The 18,550-nt window shown below is 71.2% G+C and carries 16 protein-coding genes, 1 other RNA gene and 1 pseudogene; 8 read left to right on the top strand and 10 right to left on the bottom strand.

Features of this window, described 5'->3' with window-relative positions; all coding sequences use genetic code 11:
* Window positions 1–371 precede the first annotated feature (371 nt).
* Genes GPA10_RS04570 through GPA10_RS04560 form a run of 3 tightly spaced genes read left to right on the top strand, consistent with a single transcriptional unit; the run spans window position 372 to window position 3,559 of the window.
* Window positions 372–1,277, top strand: coding sequence for a Nif3-like dinuclear metal center hexameric protein (locus GPA10_RS04570; protein ID WP_343040322.1), 906 nt, complete (start codon window positions 372–374; stop codon window positions 1,275–1,277).
* Complete coding sequence (locus tag GPA10_RS43590) at window positions 1,274–2,017, top strand: CT398-like coiled coil hairpin domain-containing protein (protein ID WP_157164605.1); 744 nt, start codon at window positions 1,274–1,276, stop codon at window positions 2,015–2,017. Before GPA10_RS04570 ends, GPA10_RS43590 begins: the two co-directional genes overlap by 4 nt.
* 12 nt (window positions 2,018–2,029) lie before the next feature.
* Complete coding sequence (locus GPA10_RS04560; RefSeq protein WP_343040320.1) at window positions 2,030–3,559, top strand: bifunctional RNase H/acid phosphatase; 1,530 nt, start codon at window positions 2,030–2,032, stop codon at window positions 3,557–3,559.
* 46 nt (window positions 3,560–3,605) lie between these two features.
* Here the strand turns inward: GPA10_RS04560 and eda are convergent, their stop codons facing one another.
* Window positions 3,606–4,241 (bottom strand): bifunctional 4-hydroxy-2-oxoglutarate aldolase/2-dehydro-3-deoxy-phosphogluconate aldolase, encoded by a 636-nt coding sequence (gene eda, locus GPA10_RS04555; protein ID WP_157164345.1) that lies wholly within the window; start codon window positions 4,239–4,241, stop codon window positions 3,606–3,608.
* 505 nt (window positions 4,242–4,746) lie between these two features.
* Window positions 4,747–5,547 carry a peroxide stress protein YaaA gene (gene yaaA / locus GPA10_RS04550; RefSeq protein WP_343040319.1) on the bottom strand — a complete coding sequence of 267 codons (801 nt, stop codon included), beginning with the start codon at window positions 5,545–5,547 and terminating at the stop codon, window positions 4,747–4,749.
* 421 nt (window positions 5,548–5,968) lie between these two features.
* Between yaaA and GPA10_RS04545 the strand changes: the two genes are divergently transcribed.
* On the top strand, window positions 5,969–7,567 hold the full coding sequence (locus tag GPA10_RS04545) for an RNB domain-containing ribonuclease (protein ID WP_157164343.1): 1,599 nt from the start codon (window positions 5,969–5,971) through the stop codon (window positions 7,565–7,567).
* Here GPA10_RS04545 and GPA10_RS04540 read toward each other — a convergent pair.
* The gene (locus GPA10_RS04540) at window positions 7,518–8,186 is read right to left on the bottom strand and encodes a hypothetical protein (protein ID WP_157164342.1); all 669 of its coding nucleotides are present in this window, start codon (window positions 8,184–8,186) and stop codon (window positions 7,518–7,520) included. The two genes, GPA10_RS04545 and GPA10_RS04540, sit on opposite strands and share 50 nt — an antisense overlap.
* A 53-nt stretch (window positions 8,187–8,239) precedes the next feature.
* Window positions 8,240–9,076, bottom strand: a complete 837-nt coding sequence (locus GPA10_RS04535) for a MerR family transcriptional regulator (protein WP_157164341.1) — start codon at window positions 9,074–9,076, stop codon at window positions 8,240–8,242.
* A gap of 234 nt (window positions 9,077–9,310) precedes the next feature.
* Between GPA10_RS04535 and GPA10_RS04530 the strand changes: the two genes are divergently transcribed.
* Window positions 9,311–10,354 (top strand): AraC family transcriptional regulator, encoded by a 1,044-nt coding sequence (locus tag GPA10_RS04530; protein WP_157164340.1) that lies wholly within the window; start codon window positions 9,311–9,313, stop codon window positions 10,352–10,354.
* On the opposite strand, the gene GPA10_RS04525 is transcribed toward GPA10_RS04530, so the two are convergent.
* The 4 genes from GPA10_RS04525 to GPA10_RS04510 form a co-directional block, all read right to left on the bottom strand.
* Window positions 10,345–10,659, bottom strand: coding sequence for an SCO5918 family protein (locus GPA10_RS04525; protein WP_058845793.1), 315 nt, complete (start codon window positions 10,657–10,659; stop codon window positions 10,345–10,347). The two genes, GPA10_RS04530 and GPA10_RS04525, sit on opposite strands and share 10 nt — an antisense overlap.
* A gap of 106 nt (window positions 10,660–10,765) precedes the next feature.
* The gene (locus GPA10_RS04520) at window positions 10,766–12,214 is read right to left on the bottom strand and encodes a DEAD/DEAH box helicase (RefSeq protein WP_157164339.1); all 1,449 of its coding nucleotides are present in this window, start codon (window positions 12,212–12,214) and stop codon (window positions 10,766–10,768) included.
* Between the two features lie 372 nt (window positions 12,215–12,586).
* Window positions 12,587–12,790, bottom strand: coding sequence for a cold-shock protein (locus GPA10_RS04515; protein WP_157164338.1), 204 nt, complete (start codon window positions 12,788–12,790; stop codon window positions 12,587–12,589).
* A 277-nt stretch (window positions 12,791–13,067) separates the two neighbouring features.
* Window positions 13,068–13,355 (bottom strand): MerR family transcriptional regulator, encoded by a 288-nt coding sequence (locus tag GPA10_RS04510; RefSeq protein WP_246258810.1) that lies wholly within the window; start codon window positions 13,353–13,355, stop codon window positions 13,068–13,070.
* Window positions 13,356–13,430: 75 nt separating this feature from the next.
* Between GPA10_RS04510 and GPA10_RS43945 the strand changes: the two are divergent.
* Together GPA10_RS43945 and rnpB are read left to right on the top strand one after the other, a co-directional pair.
* Window positions 13,431–14,450 (top strand): annotated as a pseudogene (locus tag GPA10_RS43945) (DMT family transporter); the annotation flags it as partial.
* Between the two features lie 133 nt (window positions 14,451–14,583).
* An RNA gene (gene rnpB / locus GPA10_RS04500) (RNase P RNA component class A) lies at window positions 14,584–14,987 on the top strand.
* Window positions 14,988–16,065: 1,078 nt separating this feature from the next.
* Here rnpB and GPA10_RS04495 read toward each other — a convergent pair.
* Both GPA10_RS04495 and GPA10_RS44270 read right to left on the bottom strand, forming a co-directional pair.
* Window positions 16,066–16,587 carry a GNAT family N-acetyltransferase gene (locus GPA10_RS04495; RefSeq protein ID WP_157164336.1) on the bottom strand — a complete coding sequence of 174 codons (522 nt, stop codon included), beginning with the start codon at window positions 16,585–16,587 and terminating at the stop codon, window positions 16,066–16,068.
* Complete coding sequence (locus GPA10_RS44270; protein WP_484600342.1) at window positions 16,578–17,792, bottom strand: NsdA family TPR-like regulatory protein; 1,215 nt, start codon at window positions 17,790–17,792, stop codon at window positions 16,578–16,580. Before GPA10_RS44270 ends, GPA10_RS04495 begins: the two co-directional genes overlap by 10 nt.
* Before the next feature lie 388 nt (window positions 17,793–18,180).
* On the opposite strand from GPA10_RS44270, the gene GPA10_RS04485 reads away from it, so the two are divergent.
* Window positions 18,181–18,375 carry a hypothetical protein gene (locus tag GPA10_RS04485; protein ID WP_157164335.1) on the top strand — a complete coding sequence of 65 codons (195 nt, stop codon included), beginning with the start codon at window positions 18,181–18,183 and terminating at the stop codon, window positions 18,373–18,375.
* Window positions 18,376–18,550: the final 175 nt, after the last annotated feature.

Genomic DNA, 18,550 nt, shown 5'->3' with positions numbered 1-18,550 from the left:
TCGGCGACGTTAGTTTTCCGCCGCGACGGCGTGGCTCGTCGGCCGCGCCCTTCACGCGTATGTGTGGCGAAGTGACGATTCGCCTGAGGGGCGGGGGGTGGGTGTGCTGGTGGGTGCGGGTGGGCGTCGCTCACGCGGCGCCCCCGGACCTGCCCCTTCCCGGCCCCGGACCGGCCCCTTCCCGGCCCCGGGGCTCCGCTTCCCGGCCCCGGGGCTCCGCTTCCCGGCCCCGGGGCTCCGCGCCGGACCCCGCTCCTGAGCCGCCGGAGGGGCTGGGACTCTCGCCGACGCGGACGTAGCCGCTCGTCAGCGGCCCGTCGCTGTCCGTCACCCAGGGGTCCAGGGGGACGGCGGGAAGGTAGCCTTTCCCCGTGCCCCGTCTGTCTGAAGTCATCGCCGCCCTCGACGCCCTGTGGCCCCCGGACCGGGCCGAGCAGTGGGACGCCGTCGGCACGGTGTGCGGCGCCCCCGAGGCCGAGGTCTCCCGGGTCCTGTTCGCCGTCGACCCCGTCCAGGAGATCGTCGACGAGGCGGTGCGGATCGGCGCGGACCTGCTGGTCACGCACCACCCGCTCTATCTGCGCGGGACGACGACGGTCGCCGCGTCCACGGTCAAGGGCCGGGTCGTGCACGACCTGATCAAGAACGACATCGCCCTGCACGTCGCGCACACCAACGCCGACACCGCCGACCCGGGGGTCAGCGACGCCCTCGCGGGCGCCCTCGACATCCGCGTCGTACGCCCCCTCGTACCGGATACGACCGACTCCGCAGGCCGCCGCGGCCTCGGCCGGATCTGCGAGCTCGAACACCCGCTGACCCTCGCCGAGTTCGCCGAGCGCGCCGCGGAGCGGCTGCCCGCCACCGCGCAGGGCATCCGGGTCGCGGGCGACCCCGGGCGGACGATCCGGACCGTCGCCGTCAGCGGCGGCTCCGGCGACAGCCTCTTCGACGCCGTGCGCGCCGCGGGCGTCGACGCCTTCCTCACCGCTGACCTGCGCCACCACCCGGCGTCGGAGGCCCGCGCCGAGGCACCGCTCGCGCTGCTCGACGCCGCGCACTGGGCCACCGAGTGGCCCTGGTGCGAGCTGGCGGCCGCGCAGCTCGACGAGATCTCCGACCGGCACGGATGGGGCCTTCGCGTCCACGTCTCGAAGACGGTCACCGATCCCTGGACCGCCCACGCGGCGTCGTCCTCCGCGCACCCGGCTGCCGACGCCACCTCCGCAGCGAGCGCCCCTTCCGCCCCTACTGATTCCCTTGGAGCCCCCAACTGAACGCCGCGCCCGCCGACCAGATCCGCCTTCTCGACCTCCAGGACCTGGACCTCCGCCTCGCGCAGCTCGCGCACAAGCGCAAGTCGCTGCCCGAGCACGCCGAGATCGAGTCGCTCACCAAGGACCTCACGCAGCTGCGCGACCTGCTCGTCGCCGCGCAGACCGAGGAGAGCGACTGCGCCCGCGAGCAGACCAAGGCGGAGCAGGACGTGGACCAGGTGCGCCAGCGCGCCGCCCGCGACCAGAAGCGCCTGGACTCCGGTGCGATCACCTCCCCGAAGGACCTGGAGAACCTCCAGAAGGAGATCGCCTCCCTGGCCCGGCGCCAGGGCGACCTGGAGGACGTCGTCCTGGAGGTCATGGAGCGCCGCGAGTCCGCGCAGGAGCGCGTGAACGAGCTGACCGAGCGCGTCGGCTCCGTCCAGTCGAAGATCGACGACGCGACGGGCCGCCGTGACGCCGCCACCGCCGACCTCGACCGCGAGGCCGGGACCGTCACCAAGGAGCGCGAGGTCGTCGCCGGGTCCATCCCCGCCGACCTGCTCAAGCTGTATGACAAGCTGCGCCAGCAGCAGGGCGGCGTCGGCGCGGCCAAGCTCTACCAGCGGCGCTGTGAGGGCTGCCGCCTGGAGCTGAACATCACCGAGGTGAACGAGGTCAAGGCCGCGTCCCCCGACACGGTGGTGCGCTGCGAGAACTGCCGCCGCATCCTGGTGCGCACCTCCGAGTCCGGCCTGTAAGGGGCGGCAGCGGTGCGGGAGTTCATCGTCGAGGCCGACGGCGGCTCCCGGGGCAACCCGGGCCCCGCCGGCTACGGCGCCGTCGTCATCGACCCGGCGACCGGGGAGACCCTGGCGGAGGCCGCCGAGTACATCGGCGTCGCCACCAACAACGTCGCCGAGTACAAGGGCCTCGTCGCGGGCCTCGGCGCCGCCCACGGCCTCGACCCGACGGCCCGCGTGCACGTGCGCATGGACTCCAAGCTGGTCGTCGAGCAGATGTCGGGCCGCTGGAAGATCAAGCACCCCGACATGAAGCCGCTCGCCGCGGCGGCCGCGCGGGTCTTCCCGCCCGGCCGGGTGACGTACGAGTGGATCCCCCGCGCGCAGAACAGCCACGCGGACCGCCTCGCCAACGAGGCGATGGACGCCGGCAAGCGCGGCGAGCAGTGGTCCCCGTCGGCGTCCACGGCCGACCTCGACCGCCCCGCCCGGACTCCCGCCGCCTCAGGTGCCTCCGGTGCCCTCGGTGCTCTCGGGGTCGAGCCGGGGGGCCCGCCGGGGGATGCGGCGGCGGGCGCGGCGCGGGCGCGGGCTGCGCTTGCGGGGGCGGGAGGGAAGTTCTCGGAGGCCAGGGCCGGGGCGGGGGACACGGCGACCGTGTACGGGGCAGGTGTCGATGCCCGCGAGACGGTGTCGGCGGACTCGGCGGACTCGGTGGATGCGGTGGATGCGGTCGACGCGGCGGGTGCTGCCGGTGCTGTTGCTGGTGCTGTTGCTGGTGTCGTTGACGCGGCGGACGCGGCTGATGTGAGGGCGGCGCGGTCAGTGGCGGTGGCGGGTCATCCGGTGACCGGCGTCGGCACGGGCACGGGCCCCGGTACCGGGGCTGAGGCCGCGGTGGCCGCACCGCCCGTGGGATGGGCCGCGCCCGCCGACCTCGGTGCGCCCGCCACCTTCGTGCTGCTGCGGCACGGCGAGACCCCGCTCACCCCCCAGAAGCGCTTCTCCGGCAGCGGCGGCAGCAACCCGTCCCTCTCCGACATCGGCAGGGAACAGGCCGTGCGGGTGGCGGCCGCCCTGGCCGCGCGCGGCACCGTGCAGGCCGTGGTGTCCTCGCCGCTGCTGCGCTGCCAGGAGACCGCCCGCACCGTGGCCGCCCGGCTCGGTGTCGACGTACGGATCGAAGAGGGGCTGCGGGAGACGGACTTCGGCGCCTGGGAGGGGCTCACGTTCGCGGAGGTGCGGGAGCGGCAGCCCGACGAGCTGAACGCCTGGCTGGCGTCACCGGACGCGGCACCGCCCGGCGGCGAGTCCTTCGCCGAGGTCAGCGCCCGGGTGGCGGCGGCCCGCGACAAGCTCCTGACCGACTGCGCGGGCCGTACGGTGCTGCTCGTCACGCACGTCACGCCCATCAAGACCCTCGTCCGGCTCGCCCTCGGCGCGCCCCCCGAGGCGCTGTTCCGCATGGAGCTGGCGGCGGCGTCGCTGTCGGCGGTGGCGTACTACGCGGACGGCAACGCGAGCGTGCGCCTCCTCAACGAGACGGCGCACCTGCGCTGACGCGCCCCCCGGCGGCTCGGCATGGCATGGCATGGCTTGGCTTGGCTCAGCGCAGTGCCGCGGCCTCGCGGGCCAGGGACTCCACCCGCGTCCAGTCCTTCGCGGCGACCGCGTCGCCCGGAAGCATCCAGCTGCCGCCGACGCAGCCGACGTTGCGCAGGGCGAGGTAGGCGGGCGCGGAGGCGGGGGTGACACCGCCGGTGGGGCAGAACCGGGCCTGCGGGAGCGGGCCCGCGAGGGACTTCAGATAGGCGGTGCCCCCGGCCGCCTCCGCCGGGAAGAACTTCATCTCGTCGACACCCTGCTCAAGGAGCGCCACGACCTCCGAGGTGGTGGAGACCCCCGGCAGGAACGGCACCCCGGACGCCTTCATCGCGTCGAGCAGCGTGGGCGTCCAGCCCGGACTGACGAGGAAACGGGCCCCCGCGTCGACCGCGTCCGCGACGTTCGCCGCCGAGATCACCGTCCCGGCGCCCACGACCGCGTCCGGCACGCCGTCGGCGATGGCCCGGATCGCGTCCAGGGCGACGGGGGTCCGCAGCGTCACCTCGATCGCGGGCAGGCCGCCTGCCACGAGGGCGCGGGCCAGCGGCAGCGCGTCTGCCGGGTCGTCGATGACGACCACGGGGACGACCGGGGCGAGATCCAGCACGGAGGCCTTGGCGGCGGCAGCGGGGTTCATGCGGTCATCGTGCCCCGGGGCACGCATGCTGCGCAAAGCCCGTTGCGCACTCTGCAACGCCCTGTCCGCGACCCGCGGCCGACCCGTCCCCTCCCCGAGGCCGGAAGGGCTTTTCTTCCCCTCCCGCCCTCCCGCCCTCCCGTCCGCCCCTTCCCCCGCGCTGCCGCGCTTGTCCTCAATCGCCGGACAGGCTCTCTTCCCCACCCGCCCGCCCCTTCATCGCGCTTGCGCGCTCGTCCTCAATCGCCGGACGGGCTCAATTTCTCGCCGGTGCGGCACCGTTTGAGTCTGCTGCGGCGATCTTCCAGCCTGCTGCGGCGACCTATCAGCCTGTCCGGCGATTGAGGACGAGCGCGCAGCGCGATTTCAGCCCGTCCGGCGTTTGAGGACGAGGCGCGGAGCGCCGACAAGAGCTGGGGTCCAGGGGGCGCAGCGCCCCTGGTTACGGGAAAGGGGCGGGCCTGGGGCGCCCCGCGAGGGCACCCACCCACCCCCGGGCCCCCGCTCAGTGAATCTCCCGCACCACCACATCGAGAGCCCAACCCCGCCCCGCCCGGGAGGGCTCCTCCGCCTCGACCACGTACCCGAGATCCCGCAGAGCGGAGACAAGCTCGGCGGGCCCCGAGGGCACCGCACCGGAGGTGAGGAGGGACCGCACGATCCGCCCCTTGGTCGCCTTGTTGAAGTGCGACACGACGGACCGCCGCTCCACCCCGTCCACGACCTGCGCATGCAGCACCCGCACGGTGGCGGTCCGCTCCGCGACCTCCCCCTTGGGCCGCCACGCGGCGGCGTACGCGGAGGATCGCAGGTCGAGGACGAGCCCGTCCCCGGCGGCAGCGGGCAGCACGGACGCCATGGGCCCCCGCCAGTACGCCCCGAGCGCCCCGAGCCCTGGCAGTTTCACGCCCATCGAGCAGCGGTACGACGGAATCCGGTCCGCCACCCCCACCGCCCCCCAGAGCCCGGAGAAGACGAGCAGCGAGCGTGCGGCCCGGCGCCGGGCGGCCGTGTCGAGCGAGGCCAGGTCGAGGGCGTCGTACAGCACACCCGTGTAGATCTCACCGGCGGGCCGCGCCCCCGCGGTCCGCAGCCCGGCGTTCTTCGCGACCTCGCCTCGCAGCCCCTCGCTGAGCCCGAGGACCTCGCGCGCCTTGTCCTCGTCGGCGGCGCACAGCTCAACCAGTTCGTCGAGGACGGCGGCCCGTGCCTCGGCGAGCCCCGGCAGGGACAGCGACTCCGGCTTCAGAGGCGCCCCCCTCCCGGACGGGGCCTTGCCTTCTGACGGCGGCAACAGGACGAGCACGATCACTGCTCCGATTTCGTTCGAAACGACAGAGGAAAACAACAGAGGAAGAGGAAAACAACAGAGGAAGGGGACGCGGACGTGGACGCGGCCCCCGCGAAAGGGTACGGCGACGAACGGGCACAGCGACGAGCGGCACGACAGCCGAGGACACAGCGCCGAGCGGCACAGCGGAGGACGGGACGGCAGCGCGCGGCACAGCGCAGGACGGACGGGGACGGCAGTGACGGGGAGGGCAGCGACCGACACGGCACCGAGCGACACGGCACCGAGCGCAGGACGGCAGCGACGGGGACGGCAGCGACCGGACGGCAGCCGAAGGGCACGGCAGCCGAGGGCATGGCAGCCGAAGGGCATGGCCGGGCCCGTCGGCCGAAGGGCACGGCGTGCCGACCCCGCGCCCCCGACCTACGCTCGGTGCATGCCCCGCCGCCAACTCCACGTCACCGGCGCAGCCGAAGCACCGCTACGGGCCGCGCTGCGCGACCTGCGGGCCCGCCTCGACGTCCCGCAGGGCTTCACCGCCGAGGCCCGCGCCGAGGCAGAGCGCGCCGCGGCGGCCCCGCGCCTGCCGGACGAGGACGCCACCGGCATCCCCCTGTTCACCGTGGACCCGCCGTCCTCGGTCGACCTCGACCAGGCGATGCACCTGTCGCGGCGCTCGGGCGGCGGCTTCCGGGTGCGGTACGCGATCGCGGACGTGGCCGCGTACGTCACCCCTTCGGGGGCGCTCGACGCCGAGGCCCACCGCCGCGTCACCACCCTCTACTTCCCCGACGGGAAGGTCCCCCTGCACCCCACCGTGCTCAGCGAGGGCGCGGCGAGCCTGCTCCCCGGCCAGACCTGCCCCGCCGCGCTGTGGACGATCGACCTGGACGCGGACGGTCGCACCCTGAGCACCGACGTGCGCCGGGCCCTGGTGCGCAGCCGCGCCAAACTCGACTACGGGAGCGTCCAGTCCGCCATCGACGCGGGCACCGCCGAGGAGCCGGTGGCGCTGCTCGCCGAGGTGGGGCGGCTGCGCGAGCGACTGGAGGTCGAGCGCGGCGGCATCTCGCTGAACGTGCCCGAGCAGGAGGTGACGGAGCACCCCTCCCCGGGCGGGGCGCACGGCCCGCAGAGCACCTACGACACGCACGGCCCGCAGGGCACGCACACCACGCGCGGCACACATGACACACACACCATGCACGCCACGCACGGCACACATGACACACACAGCACACACAGCACACACAGCACACACGGCACCTACGAACTGTCCTTCCGCGCCCCCCTCCCCGCCGACGGCTGGAACGCCCAGATCTCCCTCCTGACCGGCATGGCCGCCGCCGAGCTGATGATCGCCTCCGGCGCCGGGATCCTGCGGACGCTGCCCACCGCCCCCGACGGCGCGGTCCGCCGCCTGCGCCACACCGCGAAGGCCCTCGGCATCGACTGGCCGCACCACGTCCCGTACGCGCGGCTCATCCGCTCCCTCGACCCGCGCGAGCCGCACCAGGCCGCGTTCCTCCAGGAGTGCACGACGCTGCTGCGCGGCGCCGGGTACACGGCGTTCAGCGGCGGCGAGGTGCCGGAGCTGACGACGCACGCCGCCGTGGCCGCGCCCTACGCGCACTGCACGGCACCGCTGCGCCGGCTCGTGGACCGCTACGCCGCCGAGCTGTGCCTGGCCGCGTGCGCGGACGCACCGCCCCCGGAGTGGGTGCTCGCGGCGCTGCCCGGCCTGCCCCGGGAGATGGCCGAGGGCACCCGGCGCGCCAACTCCGTGGAGCGCGCGTGCGTGGACATCGTCGAGGCGGCACTCCTGAAGGACCGGGTGGGGGAGATCTTCGACGGTGTCGTCGTGGACGTACGGGAGCGGACACCGGACGTCGGCACCGTGCAGGTGGCCGATCCGGCCGTCGTCGCCCGGATCGAGGGCGGCGGGGCGGCCGGGCTGCCGCTCGGGGAGCGGCTGCGGGTACGGCTCACCCAAGCGGATCCCGGACGGGCGCAGGTCCTTTTCGCTCCGGCTTGAGGGCGTCGCCCCGCTCCTGCCAGAGGGCGTCGCCCCGCTCCCGCCTGAGGGCGGCGACCAGGGCGCGTGGGTCGTCGGCGTGCAGCCGCACCACCTCCGCGCGGGCGTGCAGCCCCATGGGGCGTACGAAGGCGACGGGCCGCACCAGTTCGACGGTCACCGTCGTCTGGTGGCCGACCGCGACGTCCAGGGAGCCGTCGTCGTGCACCTGCACGGTGCGTCCCTCGGGGTAGCGCCGGTCCACGCGGACGGACCGGATGTCGGCGGCGGGAACCGTGACGTCCAGGTACTGCCCGTACCGCACCCGCAGTGATCCGTCCGCGCCCACCACGTGCGGCCGCGTCACGCACCCGGCGTGCAGCGCGAGGATCTGCACCATCGTGTAGACGTCCACGAACAACAGGGCGGCGTGCACGGCGGGCCACGGCACGACGACCGCGAGGACGACGGTCTCCACCACCGCCACGAACGCGAAGCCGAACAGCATGGCGGTCTGCGGCCCGGTGTACGCGGTCGCGCGCGCCCCCGCCCCGACGCCGTGCCGCCGCCGCGCCACCCACAGCCCGAGGCTGACGAACCCGCGCAACTCGTGCACGCACAACCGGCGCAGAACCCGCAAGGCCCGCCGCACCTGCGACTCCCGCGACTCCCGCGGCCCCCGCGGCCCCCGGCTCACGGGTGCCACCCCGGCCGCCCGGTGAGCAGCCGCATCATGTGCCGGATCGCCGCCGCCTGGGCGGGTGCGAAGTCGTTGAGGAACGCTTCGCCGAAGGCGCTGCCCAGAGGGGCGGCGTCCTTCGGCGAAGCGACCTCCTTCCCCGTGTCAGGGACGGGGGGAGCCTCGCGGTCCTCACCCCCGTGTACGAGGACCGCGAGGAGATCTTCGGGCATGACGGCCGCGAGGTCCTTGCCGAGCGGCTCCACCCGCGGGTCGTCGGGCGCCGCGTCCACCAGGTCGTCGAGGCGGGCGTACAGATCCCGCAGCCGCGCGGCGAGGTCGCCGTCGTCGGCGAGCCCGCGCAGGGCGCCGTAGAGGCGGTCGCGCAGCTCCGGGTCCGCGGTGACGTCGAAGAGGGCCAGGTGCTCCAGGTCCTTGGTGGCGGCCGCGGACTCGTTCGGGTGCAGCCGCCCGAAGAGGTCCGCGAGGCCCGCCGACACCGGCCCCTCACCGGGCAGCAGCCCCTCGCGCGACATCTGCAGCAGCTCGGCGAGCCGCTCCCGCCGGGCCCTGATGTCGGCCTCCTGCCGCGCGAGGTCGTCGTCCAGCTCGGCGAGCACCTCGGTGAGCTCGCGCCCCGCGTCGTCCGCGAGGACGTCCCGCACCTCCTCCAGGCCGAGCCCCAGCTCGGTGAGCCGCTTGACGCGGGCCAGCGCGATGGCCTCGCGCAGCCCGTACTGGCGGTACCCGTTGGGCCGCCGCGCGGGCTCGGGCAGCAGCCCGAGGTGGTGATAGTGCCTGATGGCGCGCGTCGTGAGCCCGACGGCAGCCGCGATCTCTCCGATGCGCATGCCCTCAAGTAGAAACGTTGACGCTACGGCAAGGTCAAGCCTGTGGGCAGTCGATGCCGCGACGGCATGAAATGAGGGATGCGAGGCGTTCCCGTACTGAGTACGTGGATGACGCGTAGGACACGTACGAGGCTCAAGGCGCGTACGAGGCTCAGGACGCGTACGAGGCTGACGCGACGCGTGACTACGAGGCCGACGCGTGACGGGGGACGAATGACGGGGGACGGCGGAACGATGACCGGAACCGAGGACGCGCGGGCCGGCCGCGCACGGGGGGCTCAGGGCGCTGCACCCGGAGCCCAGGGCGCTGCACCCGCAGCTCAGGGCGCTGCAGCCGGAGCCCAGGGCGCTGCACGCTCGGCTCAGGGTGCTCTCGGCCTGCGCGGCCCCACCGCGGAACGTGCCACCTGGACCCGCACCGCCCTGGGCGCGAGCAGCACCCTGGACCTCCTGACCGCCCGCTTCGACCGTCACCGCTACGCCCCGCACGCGCACGAGGAGTTCACCGTCGGTGTCTGCGTCTCCGGCACCGAGATCATCGACTACCGGGGCGGACGCCTCGACGTCGGCCGGGGCGCCGTCGTCGTCCTCGCCCCCGGCGAGCCGCACACCGGCAGGCCGGGCTCCTCCGGCGACGGCTACGCGTACCGGGCGATGTACCCCACCCCGCACCTGCTCGCCGACGGCGCCCGCACCGTGCCGCACTTCCGCGAGGCCGTCCTCGACGACCCGGAGCTGGCGGCGGCCCTGCGGGCGGCGCACACGCGCCTGAGCGCGGCGGGGGGCCCGTGGCAGCCGGGAGCCGCGCGGCCCGCCGACCCGGCGGCGACGCTGGCGGCCGAGACCCGCCTCACCGAACTCTTCGCCGCCCTGGCCCGGCGCCACGCCACCACGGGCACCAGTGTGCGGGAGCCGGCCACGGCGGGCTCCTGCGTGGCACTCGCCGTCCGCGACCGCCTGGCCGACGGCGTCCTCGCCCCGCCCACCCTCACCGAACTGGCCACCGACCTGGGCCTGTCCCGCTACCAGCTCCTGCGCGCCTTCCGTACGACGATGGGGATGCCGCCGTACGCCTGGCTGGCGCAGTACCGCGTCACACGGGCCCGCGGGCTCCTGGAGAGCGGGCTGCGCCCGGCGGCGGTCGCGGGCCTGGTGGGCTTCGCCGACCAGGCGCATCTGACGCGTTGGTTCCGCCGGGTGATGGGGGTGACTCCGGCGGCGTACCGCAGCAGTGTGCGGGCCGGTGCCGCCCTGGGGGCCGGGTCCGGTCAGCCCTGACCGGGCTCGGGGGCGTCCTCGGGGGCGCCGAGCACCGCGGACGCGCGCTGGAGCGGGCTGAGGTCCGGCTCGGGCGCGGTGTGACAGGTGAAGCCGAGGCGGACCATCGCCCGCTGGACCTCGGCGGCGCTGAAGTCACGGCGGTCCTGGCCGGTGACGACTTGGCCCACCTGCTTGAGCGGGAACTGGCGTCGGCTGATGGTCACGTACTCACCGGTGACGGGCTCGGGCTTGACGCCCCGCATCGATTCGAGCACTCCCGACTTGGTCAGGTCGAAGGGGAAGCGAGCGATGACACAGCGCATGAGACCTCGCAGAGAGAAGGAGAAAGGGTGAGAAGACGAAGAGAAGACGAAGAGAAGACGAAGAGAAGAGAAAAGCTGAAGCAGGCTGAGACAGACAGGCAGAGTGTCAGGCGGCCGCGTCGACGACCGGCTGCCGCTGGGCGGTCTGGCGCTTCCCCTGCGCGGTACGGCTGCGAAGGCCGCGCTTGGTGGTGCTGCTGCGCCGGGGACGCTCGACGGGCGGCGCGGTGACGGTGACGGGAATCCCGGAGGGAGCCTGGGCGCCGGTGATGCGGTGGAGTTCGGCCTCGCCGGAGCGGACCCGGGTGGACTGCGGGGTGATGCCCGCGGCGGCCATCAGGCGGTCCATCCCGCGGCGCTGGTGGGGCAGGACGAGGGTGACGACGCTGCCGGAATCACCGGCACGGGCGGTGCGTCCGCCGCGGTGCAGGTAGTCCTTGTGGTCGTTGGGGGGATCGACGTTGACGACGAGGTCGAGGTGGTCGACGTGGATGCCGCGGGCGGCGACGTTGGTGGCCACGAGGACCGTGACGTGCCCGCTCTTGAACTGGGCCAGGGTCCGGGTGCGCTGCGGCTGGGACTTGCCGCCGTGCAGGGCGGCGGCCCGGACGCCGCTGTTGAGCAGGTGCTCGGTGAGCCGGTCGACGGCGTGCTTGGTGTCCAGGAACATGATCGAACGGCCGGTGCGGGCGGCGATCTCGGTCGTGGTGGCGTGCTTGTCGGCGCCGTGGACGTGCAGCAGGTGGTGTTCCATCGTGGTGACGGCGCCCGCCGTGGGGTCGACGGAGTGGACCACCGGATCGTGCAGGTAGCGCCGGACCAGGAGGTCGACGTTGCGGTCCAGGGTGGCGGAGAACAGCATCCGCTGGCCTTCGGGGCGTACCTGGTCGAGCAGGGCGGTGACCTGGGGCATGAAGCCCATGTCGGCCATCTGGTCGGCTTCGTCGAGGACGGTGACGGCGACCCGGTCCAACCGGCAGTCCCCCCGCTCGATGAGATCCTTGAGCCGTCCGGGCGTGGCGATGACGACGTCGGCGCCGCCGCGCAGCGCGCTCGCCTGCCGGCCGATCGACATGCCGCCGACGACGGTGGTCACGCGCAGCTTGACGGACCGGGCGTAGGGGGTGAGCGCGTCGGTGACCTGCTGGGCGAGTTCCCTGGTGGGGACCAGGACGAGCCCGAGGGGCTGCCGGGGCTCGGCGCGCTGTCCGGCGGTACGGGTGAGCAGCGCGAGGCCGAAGGCCAGCGTCTTGCCGGAGCCGGTCCGCCCGCGGCCGAGCACGTCACGGCCGGCGAGGGTGTTCGGCAGGGTGGCGCCCTGGATGGGGGTCGGCACGCGCATGCCCTGCGTGGTCAGCTCGGCGAGCAGGTGCCGGGGCAGGTCGAGGTCGGCGAACTCCGCGGCGGCGGGCAGCGCGGGCGTGATCGTCTTCGGGAGGGCGAACTCACCCTGCACGGGGGCGGGGCGACGGCCGGGGCCGGCCGGGCGCGAGCCGCTGCGGCGGGAACGGTTGTTCGCGGTCGTACGGTTCGAGTTCGTGTGTGTGCGGTTCATGAGGAACCTTCCTTGACGCGGCACGTATCAAGGAATTCCCGCGGCCGATGAGCGGCAGCAGTACGGGGAACCGCGAGATCGAGCCGAAACTGAAGCGTGCGGCGGCATACGGGCGGTGAGGCCGGAAATTGCGGCGACCGTTCACCGTGCAAATGCGCTTGGCTGTCCGGGTGCGGCGGCGGCAAAAAGGGGAGCGGCCGGTTTGGGGATAAGCGATCCGCCATCCGGCATCCGCTGTCCGTCATCCACCATCCGTCGCGCGAACTTCCACCGGGTACTGGTGGGAGTGCTCGGGTACTGGTGGGAGTGCTCAGGTACGAGCGAGGGCCCGCGCCCCGAGGCGCGGGCCCTGCTCGTGCGGTGTGCCGGGGGTCAGGCGGGAACGATGTTCTCGGCCGTCGGACCCTTCTGGCCCTGCGCGATGTCGAAGGTCACCTTCTGGCCTTCGAGCAGCTCACGGAAGCCCTGGGTGGCGATGTTCGAGTAGTGGGCGAACACGTCCGCGCCGCCGCCGTCCTGCTCGATGAAGCCGAAGCCCTTTTCCGAGTTGAACCACTTAACGGTGCCGGATGCCATATCAATCTCCTCTAACAGGGCAGTGTCCGAGACCCGCACTGTGCGGACCCCGCGTCGCTGCGATGATTGACCCATCCGGAAAATGACCGAAAATACAAAAGTGCTTCCAGCGACCGATTGGCCGTTGGAGGCACTTGGAGTTTTGGGAACCACAACTGCAACTGAGAACGACAGTAGCACGCCGAAGCGGGGACGGAAGCGGAGAAAATTCCACCCGGCGCGCCGTGCGAGATGTTTTCATCGCGCCCTGCCCTTATTTCTCATTCCGCGGCGACAGCTATGGTGCGGGATCCTCGGGGTGCGTCTCGGCGGCGGACCGCCGGCGCAGCTCTTCGTTGATGCGCTTGGCCTCTTCGAGCTGGTCCTCGAGGATGACGATGCGGCAGGCGGCTTCGACCGGGGTGCCCTGGTCGACGAGTTCACGGGCGCGGGCGGCGATCTTCAGCTGGTAGCGCGAGTAGCGGCGGTGTCCGCCCTGGGACCGCAGCGGGGTGATGAGGCGGGCTTCGCCGATGGCGCGCAGGAAGCCCGGGGTGGTGCCGAGCATCTCGGCGGCACGGCCCATGGTGTAGGCCGGGTAGTCGTCGTCGTCGAGACGACCGAGGGGGTTCTCTACGGTCACTGGCACCTCTGTCGGCTCATGCAGGCCCCAATGTCTATGACGCTCAGGGGAGATTTTCGCCATCGTACGACACCGAACTCCTCCTCCCGCGCCCCCCGTAAACCTCCCCCTTCTCCCTCTCGTCTCTCCTCCTCAGCAGGAGAGACGAGAGGGAGAAGGGGAAGAGCAGGAGAGGGGAGGAGAGGGCTCCTCCGCACGCCCCGGCCCGCAACAACGTTCAAGACGCGACGACCGGCCCTGTCCGAAACTCCCCCCATGACTGCACGAGGCTGGCTTCTCTTCTCGCTCATGGGCGTCCTGTGGGGCATCCCGTACCTCATGATCAAAGTGGCGGTGGACAGCGATCTGACGCCGTCGATGGTGGTGTTCACGCGCTGTGCCCTGGGGGCCGCGCTGCTGCTCCCCTTCGCGATACGCCAAGGCGGGCTGCCCGGCGTCCTGCGCACGCACTGGCGCCCGATGCTGGCCTTCGCGTGTGTGGAGATCCTGGGCCCGTGGTGGACCCTGACGGACGCGGAACGCCACCTGTCGAGCTCCACCGCGGGCCTGCTGATCGCCGCGGTCCCCATCATCGGGGCGCTGCTCGCCCGCTTCTTCGGCGACACGGAACGCCTCGGCCGCAGGCGGGTGACGGGTCTGGCGCTCGGCTTCGCGGGCGTGGCGGTGCTCACCGTCCCGCATCTGACGGGCGGCGACGCCTGGTCCCTGACGGAGGTCATGATCACGGCACTCGGTTACGCGATCGCCCCGCTGATCGCGGCCCGCCACCTCAAGGACGTCCCCACGCTCCAGCTGATCGCGCCCTGCCTGACCCTGGCGGCGCTGGTCTACGCCCCCGCGGCTGCGGTGTCCTGGCCGCGGGAGATGCCCGACACCCGGACGCTGGCGGCCCTCGCCGGCCTGGGCGTCATCTGCACGGCGCTGGCGTTCGTGCTCTTCCTCGAACTGATCCGCGAGGCCGGGCCGACGCGTGCGGTGGTCTTCACGTACATCAACCCGGCGGTCGCGGCGGCGGCGGGCTTCGCGTTCCTCTCCGAGACCATCACCGCGTCCTTCGCCGCCGCCTTCGCCCTGATCCTCGCCGGATCCTTCCTGGCCACGGCGGCCTCCGGCCCACCCGCCTCCGGCACGGCGCCCGCGCCCCGGCGGGTACCATGGTCGGCACGGCAGACGAGCCGGGCGGGCGGCCGCGTGGGGGTCCTTGTGGACCTCCCCGAGGAACGTCCGGGCTCCACAGGGCAAGGTGGTGGCTAACGGCCACCCGGGGTGACCCGCGGGACAGTGCCACAGAGAACAGACCGCCGAGGGCTTCGGCCCCCGGTAAGGGTGAAACGGTGGTGTAAGAGACCACCAGCGCCTGAGGTGACTCAGGCGGCTAGGTAAACCCCACCTGGAGCAAGGTCAAAAGGAGCGCCGTGAAACGCGCTCTGCGCGGACGTTCGAGGGCTGCCCGCCCGAGTCCGCGGGTGGACCGCACGAGGCCGGCAGCAATGCCGGCCCTAGATGGATGGCCGTCGCCGAGGGGCTCGCGAGGACCCTTCGGAACAGAACCCGGCGTACAGCCCGACTCGTCTGTCGGCTACGCGAGACGGGCCCCTGATCTGGTCTTTCGCCTGATCAGGGCCTTCCTCGCGGCGCCGCGTCGCGTGATGACTACTCACTCTTTGTGACTGTCACTGCCTGCTTCTCGGTGCTGTGTGGCGATCCTGTGGCGGTCGGCAGGGGCCAGCGGAGAGGGTTCGATGACCCCGGCTACTGATCGTCCTAGGCCGACCCGAGCAGAGATCAAAGTCCCTGCGATGCTTTCGGTCCGCACCAAAGGCGCGCTAGCCGCAGACCTAGAGATCGCCCTCAGGGCGGGCTGCACGGCTGCCGACGCCACCAGGGCAGCCTTCCGGCTGCTGGCTGAGGCGATCTTTGAGGCGTGGGCGACGGGCGAGGTACCGGTGGGCGCCATGTCGGCCCGACTGAAGCTCGACGACCAGGCGGTATGGCAGAAAAGTCGACAAACGCTAGTAGCTCGACATGACGAAGCCCTCTCCTCCAGGAGGGGGGCTTCGCTGTGCTCACTGCCCAGGTAGATTCGAACGCGTGAGTGTGAAGCGAGATGCGGTCGAGGTGCCTCCGCGGACGCACGCGGACGGCGCACCGCCCCTCGTGACCGTCCTGAACCGGGACGAGTTCCGGACTCTCAGCGTCCGGCTAGAGGGCCAGGAGCGCCGCGCCGTTGCCACAGAGGTGCGCGAGTATCGAGATGGCCGCCGGGCCCTGCACGCGGCCGTGTGGCCCGCCTTGAGCGACGGACGGCGTCGACTGTGGGTGTGGTGGGACCAAGACGCCGACGCCTCTCCTCGCGCGCTACGAGCCCAGCAGAGGCCGAGCCCTCCGACGGCGACGAACGGCGCGTGCGGTCGGCGGACATCGAAAGACAGCCGGCGGTCTCGCTGCGCCGTATGACAGTCAGCCCCGTACCCGTTCAAGTGCGTATCGGAGGGCAGTGGCATGACGCCGAGCTGCACTCACGACCGACGTACAAGAACGGCAGGGAGTCTGTAGAGGCGCGTGTGACCTTCATCGAGGGCGGTTGGCCCATCCGGTATTGGCGCCACTACTGGTGGGATGAAACGGCCTTCAGGCCTGGCTGACGGGAGCCTCACGAAGGTTCGGAGAGCTGCTTGGCCATGACGGCATATAGTGGAGCATCGACGAAGGGTTTCGACTCGCTGAGCTTGTCATAGCCCCACCTTTCGTACAGGGCGATCACGCGGGGGTGTGCAGTGTCGACGAAGAGCGTTGCGTAGTCGGCGTTCTGAGTACCGACAAGCGCGTTATGGAGTGCTCTTGCGGCTCCGGTTTTCCTCCATCGCGGGTCCACCATCAGCTCGGAGACGGCGAAAACTCTGGTCTCGGGCGTCAACCACTCAGGGTCTTGGACACCGCGCCACCATCCTCCAGGGCTAAAGGCGGCGCCGTACACGTATCCGACAGGATCCCCCTTGTCGAAGCCGATCACACATGCCCAAGTCTGCTTCGCGGACCACGCATCCACAAATTGCGCGAATCGTTCGCGAGAGTGGAACTCATCATGCTCCTCCGCGTATGCGTCGTCGTGGATGTCGAGGAGTAGAGCCCTTATGTCCTTTGCGTCTTCAGGGCCATAATGCTTCAGATCCATTGATGAGACCTTTCGATCCAGTCAGTAACCTCAGGTGCCCTCGACCCAGATTCCTGAAGCGCACGTCGCACCTTTCCGAGCATGTCAGTGGTGCGCTTCGACCCAGACCCTTTAGGTAGCATCTTGTAAGCCTTGAGTCCCGTGGAACAGGCCAGTTCCAACTCGCCCTGACGGGCCTGCGAGAGCGCCAGATGGGTGGTGTAGAGAGCGCGGTTTCGAATCATCTCGGGACGGATTGAACCCAGCGTTTTGTGGAAAAAAGCTTCCGCGCGATCGTAATCGCCGAGGGTGAACCAGACACTCGCGCCAAGGCCGTAAACTTCACTCTGGTCGTAAAAGGAGATCCACTCCGGGCGAGCTGTTTCCGCGGCTCGGCTAAAGGACTTCTCGGCGGCGCTGAGAGCGCGGATGCAAGTGCTGGCGTGGTTCATTCTCGCCAAGGATCGGGCATTGCGCATGTGCGCCAACGAGGCGTACAAGGGGTCTCGCCGGGCAATCGCCAGAGATTTCATCACGTCTGCTGCGGAAGCTCCTTCTGCGAAGTCTTCGCGCTGGCGCGCAGTCATAGCTAGGTGATTCCATACGTGGTACTGCGTCTCGGTGTCTCCGGACAGGCCAGCGAACGTAACGGCTTTCTCAAGATGGGTGCGGGCCCGCCTGTGCGATTTTGCGTCGATTGCAGCGAACGCGGCCGAGCTAGTCACGTTCGAGGCCAGACGGTGAAGTCGCTTTCGGATGCCGCTTGATGTGGCCCCCAGAGACAGTGACGAGCGGATTCGAAGAGCTAATTCCGTAGCGTGAGTCTCAACCCCATGGAGGCCTCCAATGCGCCAGTCATCTTCCAGGATCTGAACGTACTCCGTGTGGAACCGATCGACGTCACTGAGGCCGAGCCGCTTGCTGGAGGGCGCGGCTATGGCCAGCGATGTACCGCCCGCAGCGGTAAGAAACCTACGACGGTGCACGTCGTCCTCCGGTTGCCCAGCTTTCTGCTTGCTCCTTACAACGAAGCCTAGGTCTGGTGCGGCTGTTTGTAGAACCCGCTCGATGCAAAGCCTGATCCTGTCCTGCGGCCACCTGGTTTGGGCCCTCAGCCAACGTCGGACGTCTGAGTCTGTGACTCGACCCAACGAGCCCGTCAGGTTCTCCAGCTCGGTGTTGACGAGCCTCGCCAACTCGGCCTGGCCGATGCCGAGTTCCCTCATGCGCGCCTCTAGTGCGGCGTTTGCGTACACGGTCTGACGGTAGCGGCCCGGGAGCGCTCAGTGACAGCTCGAAGGTAAAAAACACCGGGCACATGCGATGAGCTGCCCCAGTAATCCCCTGTCACGCAACTGCCGATCCTCCTTGACTGGTTGCCCCAGAAGACCTCTCTCTTAAGGCGGACGGCAACATGCAGTCGGGAGCGCGTGTCAATGGTGCTGGCCAGAGCGTGGAGCAGACTGACGGTGCGACGGTGCCCGTCCGTGGCGTACGCGCTCTCGGGCCTCAAGAGTTGGTGACATGGCGTCCGCCTGGCGGATTCGTCGACATCGCACACGCTGACCTGAAGGGCGTCGCTGACGCGCTCGGGGAGTTGCTGTGATCCCGGAGTTGCACGAGACAGCATTCGACTCCAAGGCCAAGCGCGTCGGAGAAGTCATGAGTTTCGAAGGCCCGTACATCCAACTCCGTCCGCTACGTGGCGGCCTGGAATGGGACGCCAAGCCCGAAGACCTGTCGCCCGCCGTCCCGCTCGAACGGCTCGCCTCGAACCGAACCAGCCTCATCGAGGAGTGGGACCGGTGAAGCTGCCGTTACTCCGACGCATCCTTGTGGCGCTCCGGGCCAACGCTCGTCGAGCACCAGGGCGGCACTCCGCTCAACACTTCGCTGCGGCGCCCTTGGCAGGGAGCCGGTGGGCGAGGCCATGGCAGAGCCCGAGCAGCAAAGAAGCCCCACAGCTCTTGCCGTTTCTCACGCG

Origin of the sequence: Streptomyces typhae, assembly GCF_009755605.1 — a bacterium.
Lineage (GTDB): Bacteria > Actinomycetota > Actinomycetes > Streptomycetales > Streptomycetaceae > Streptomyces > Streptomyces typhae.
The sequence above is the reverse complement of the archived record's forward strand: the minus strand, read 5'-3'. Positions and strand labels throughout refer to the sequence as shown.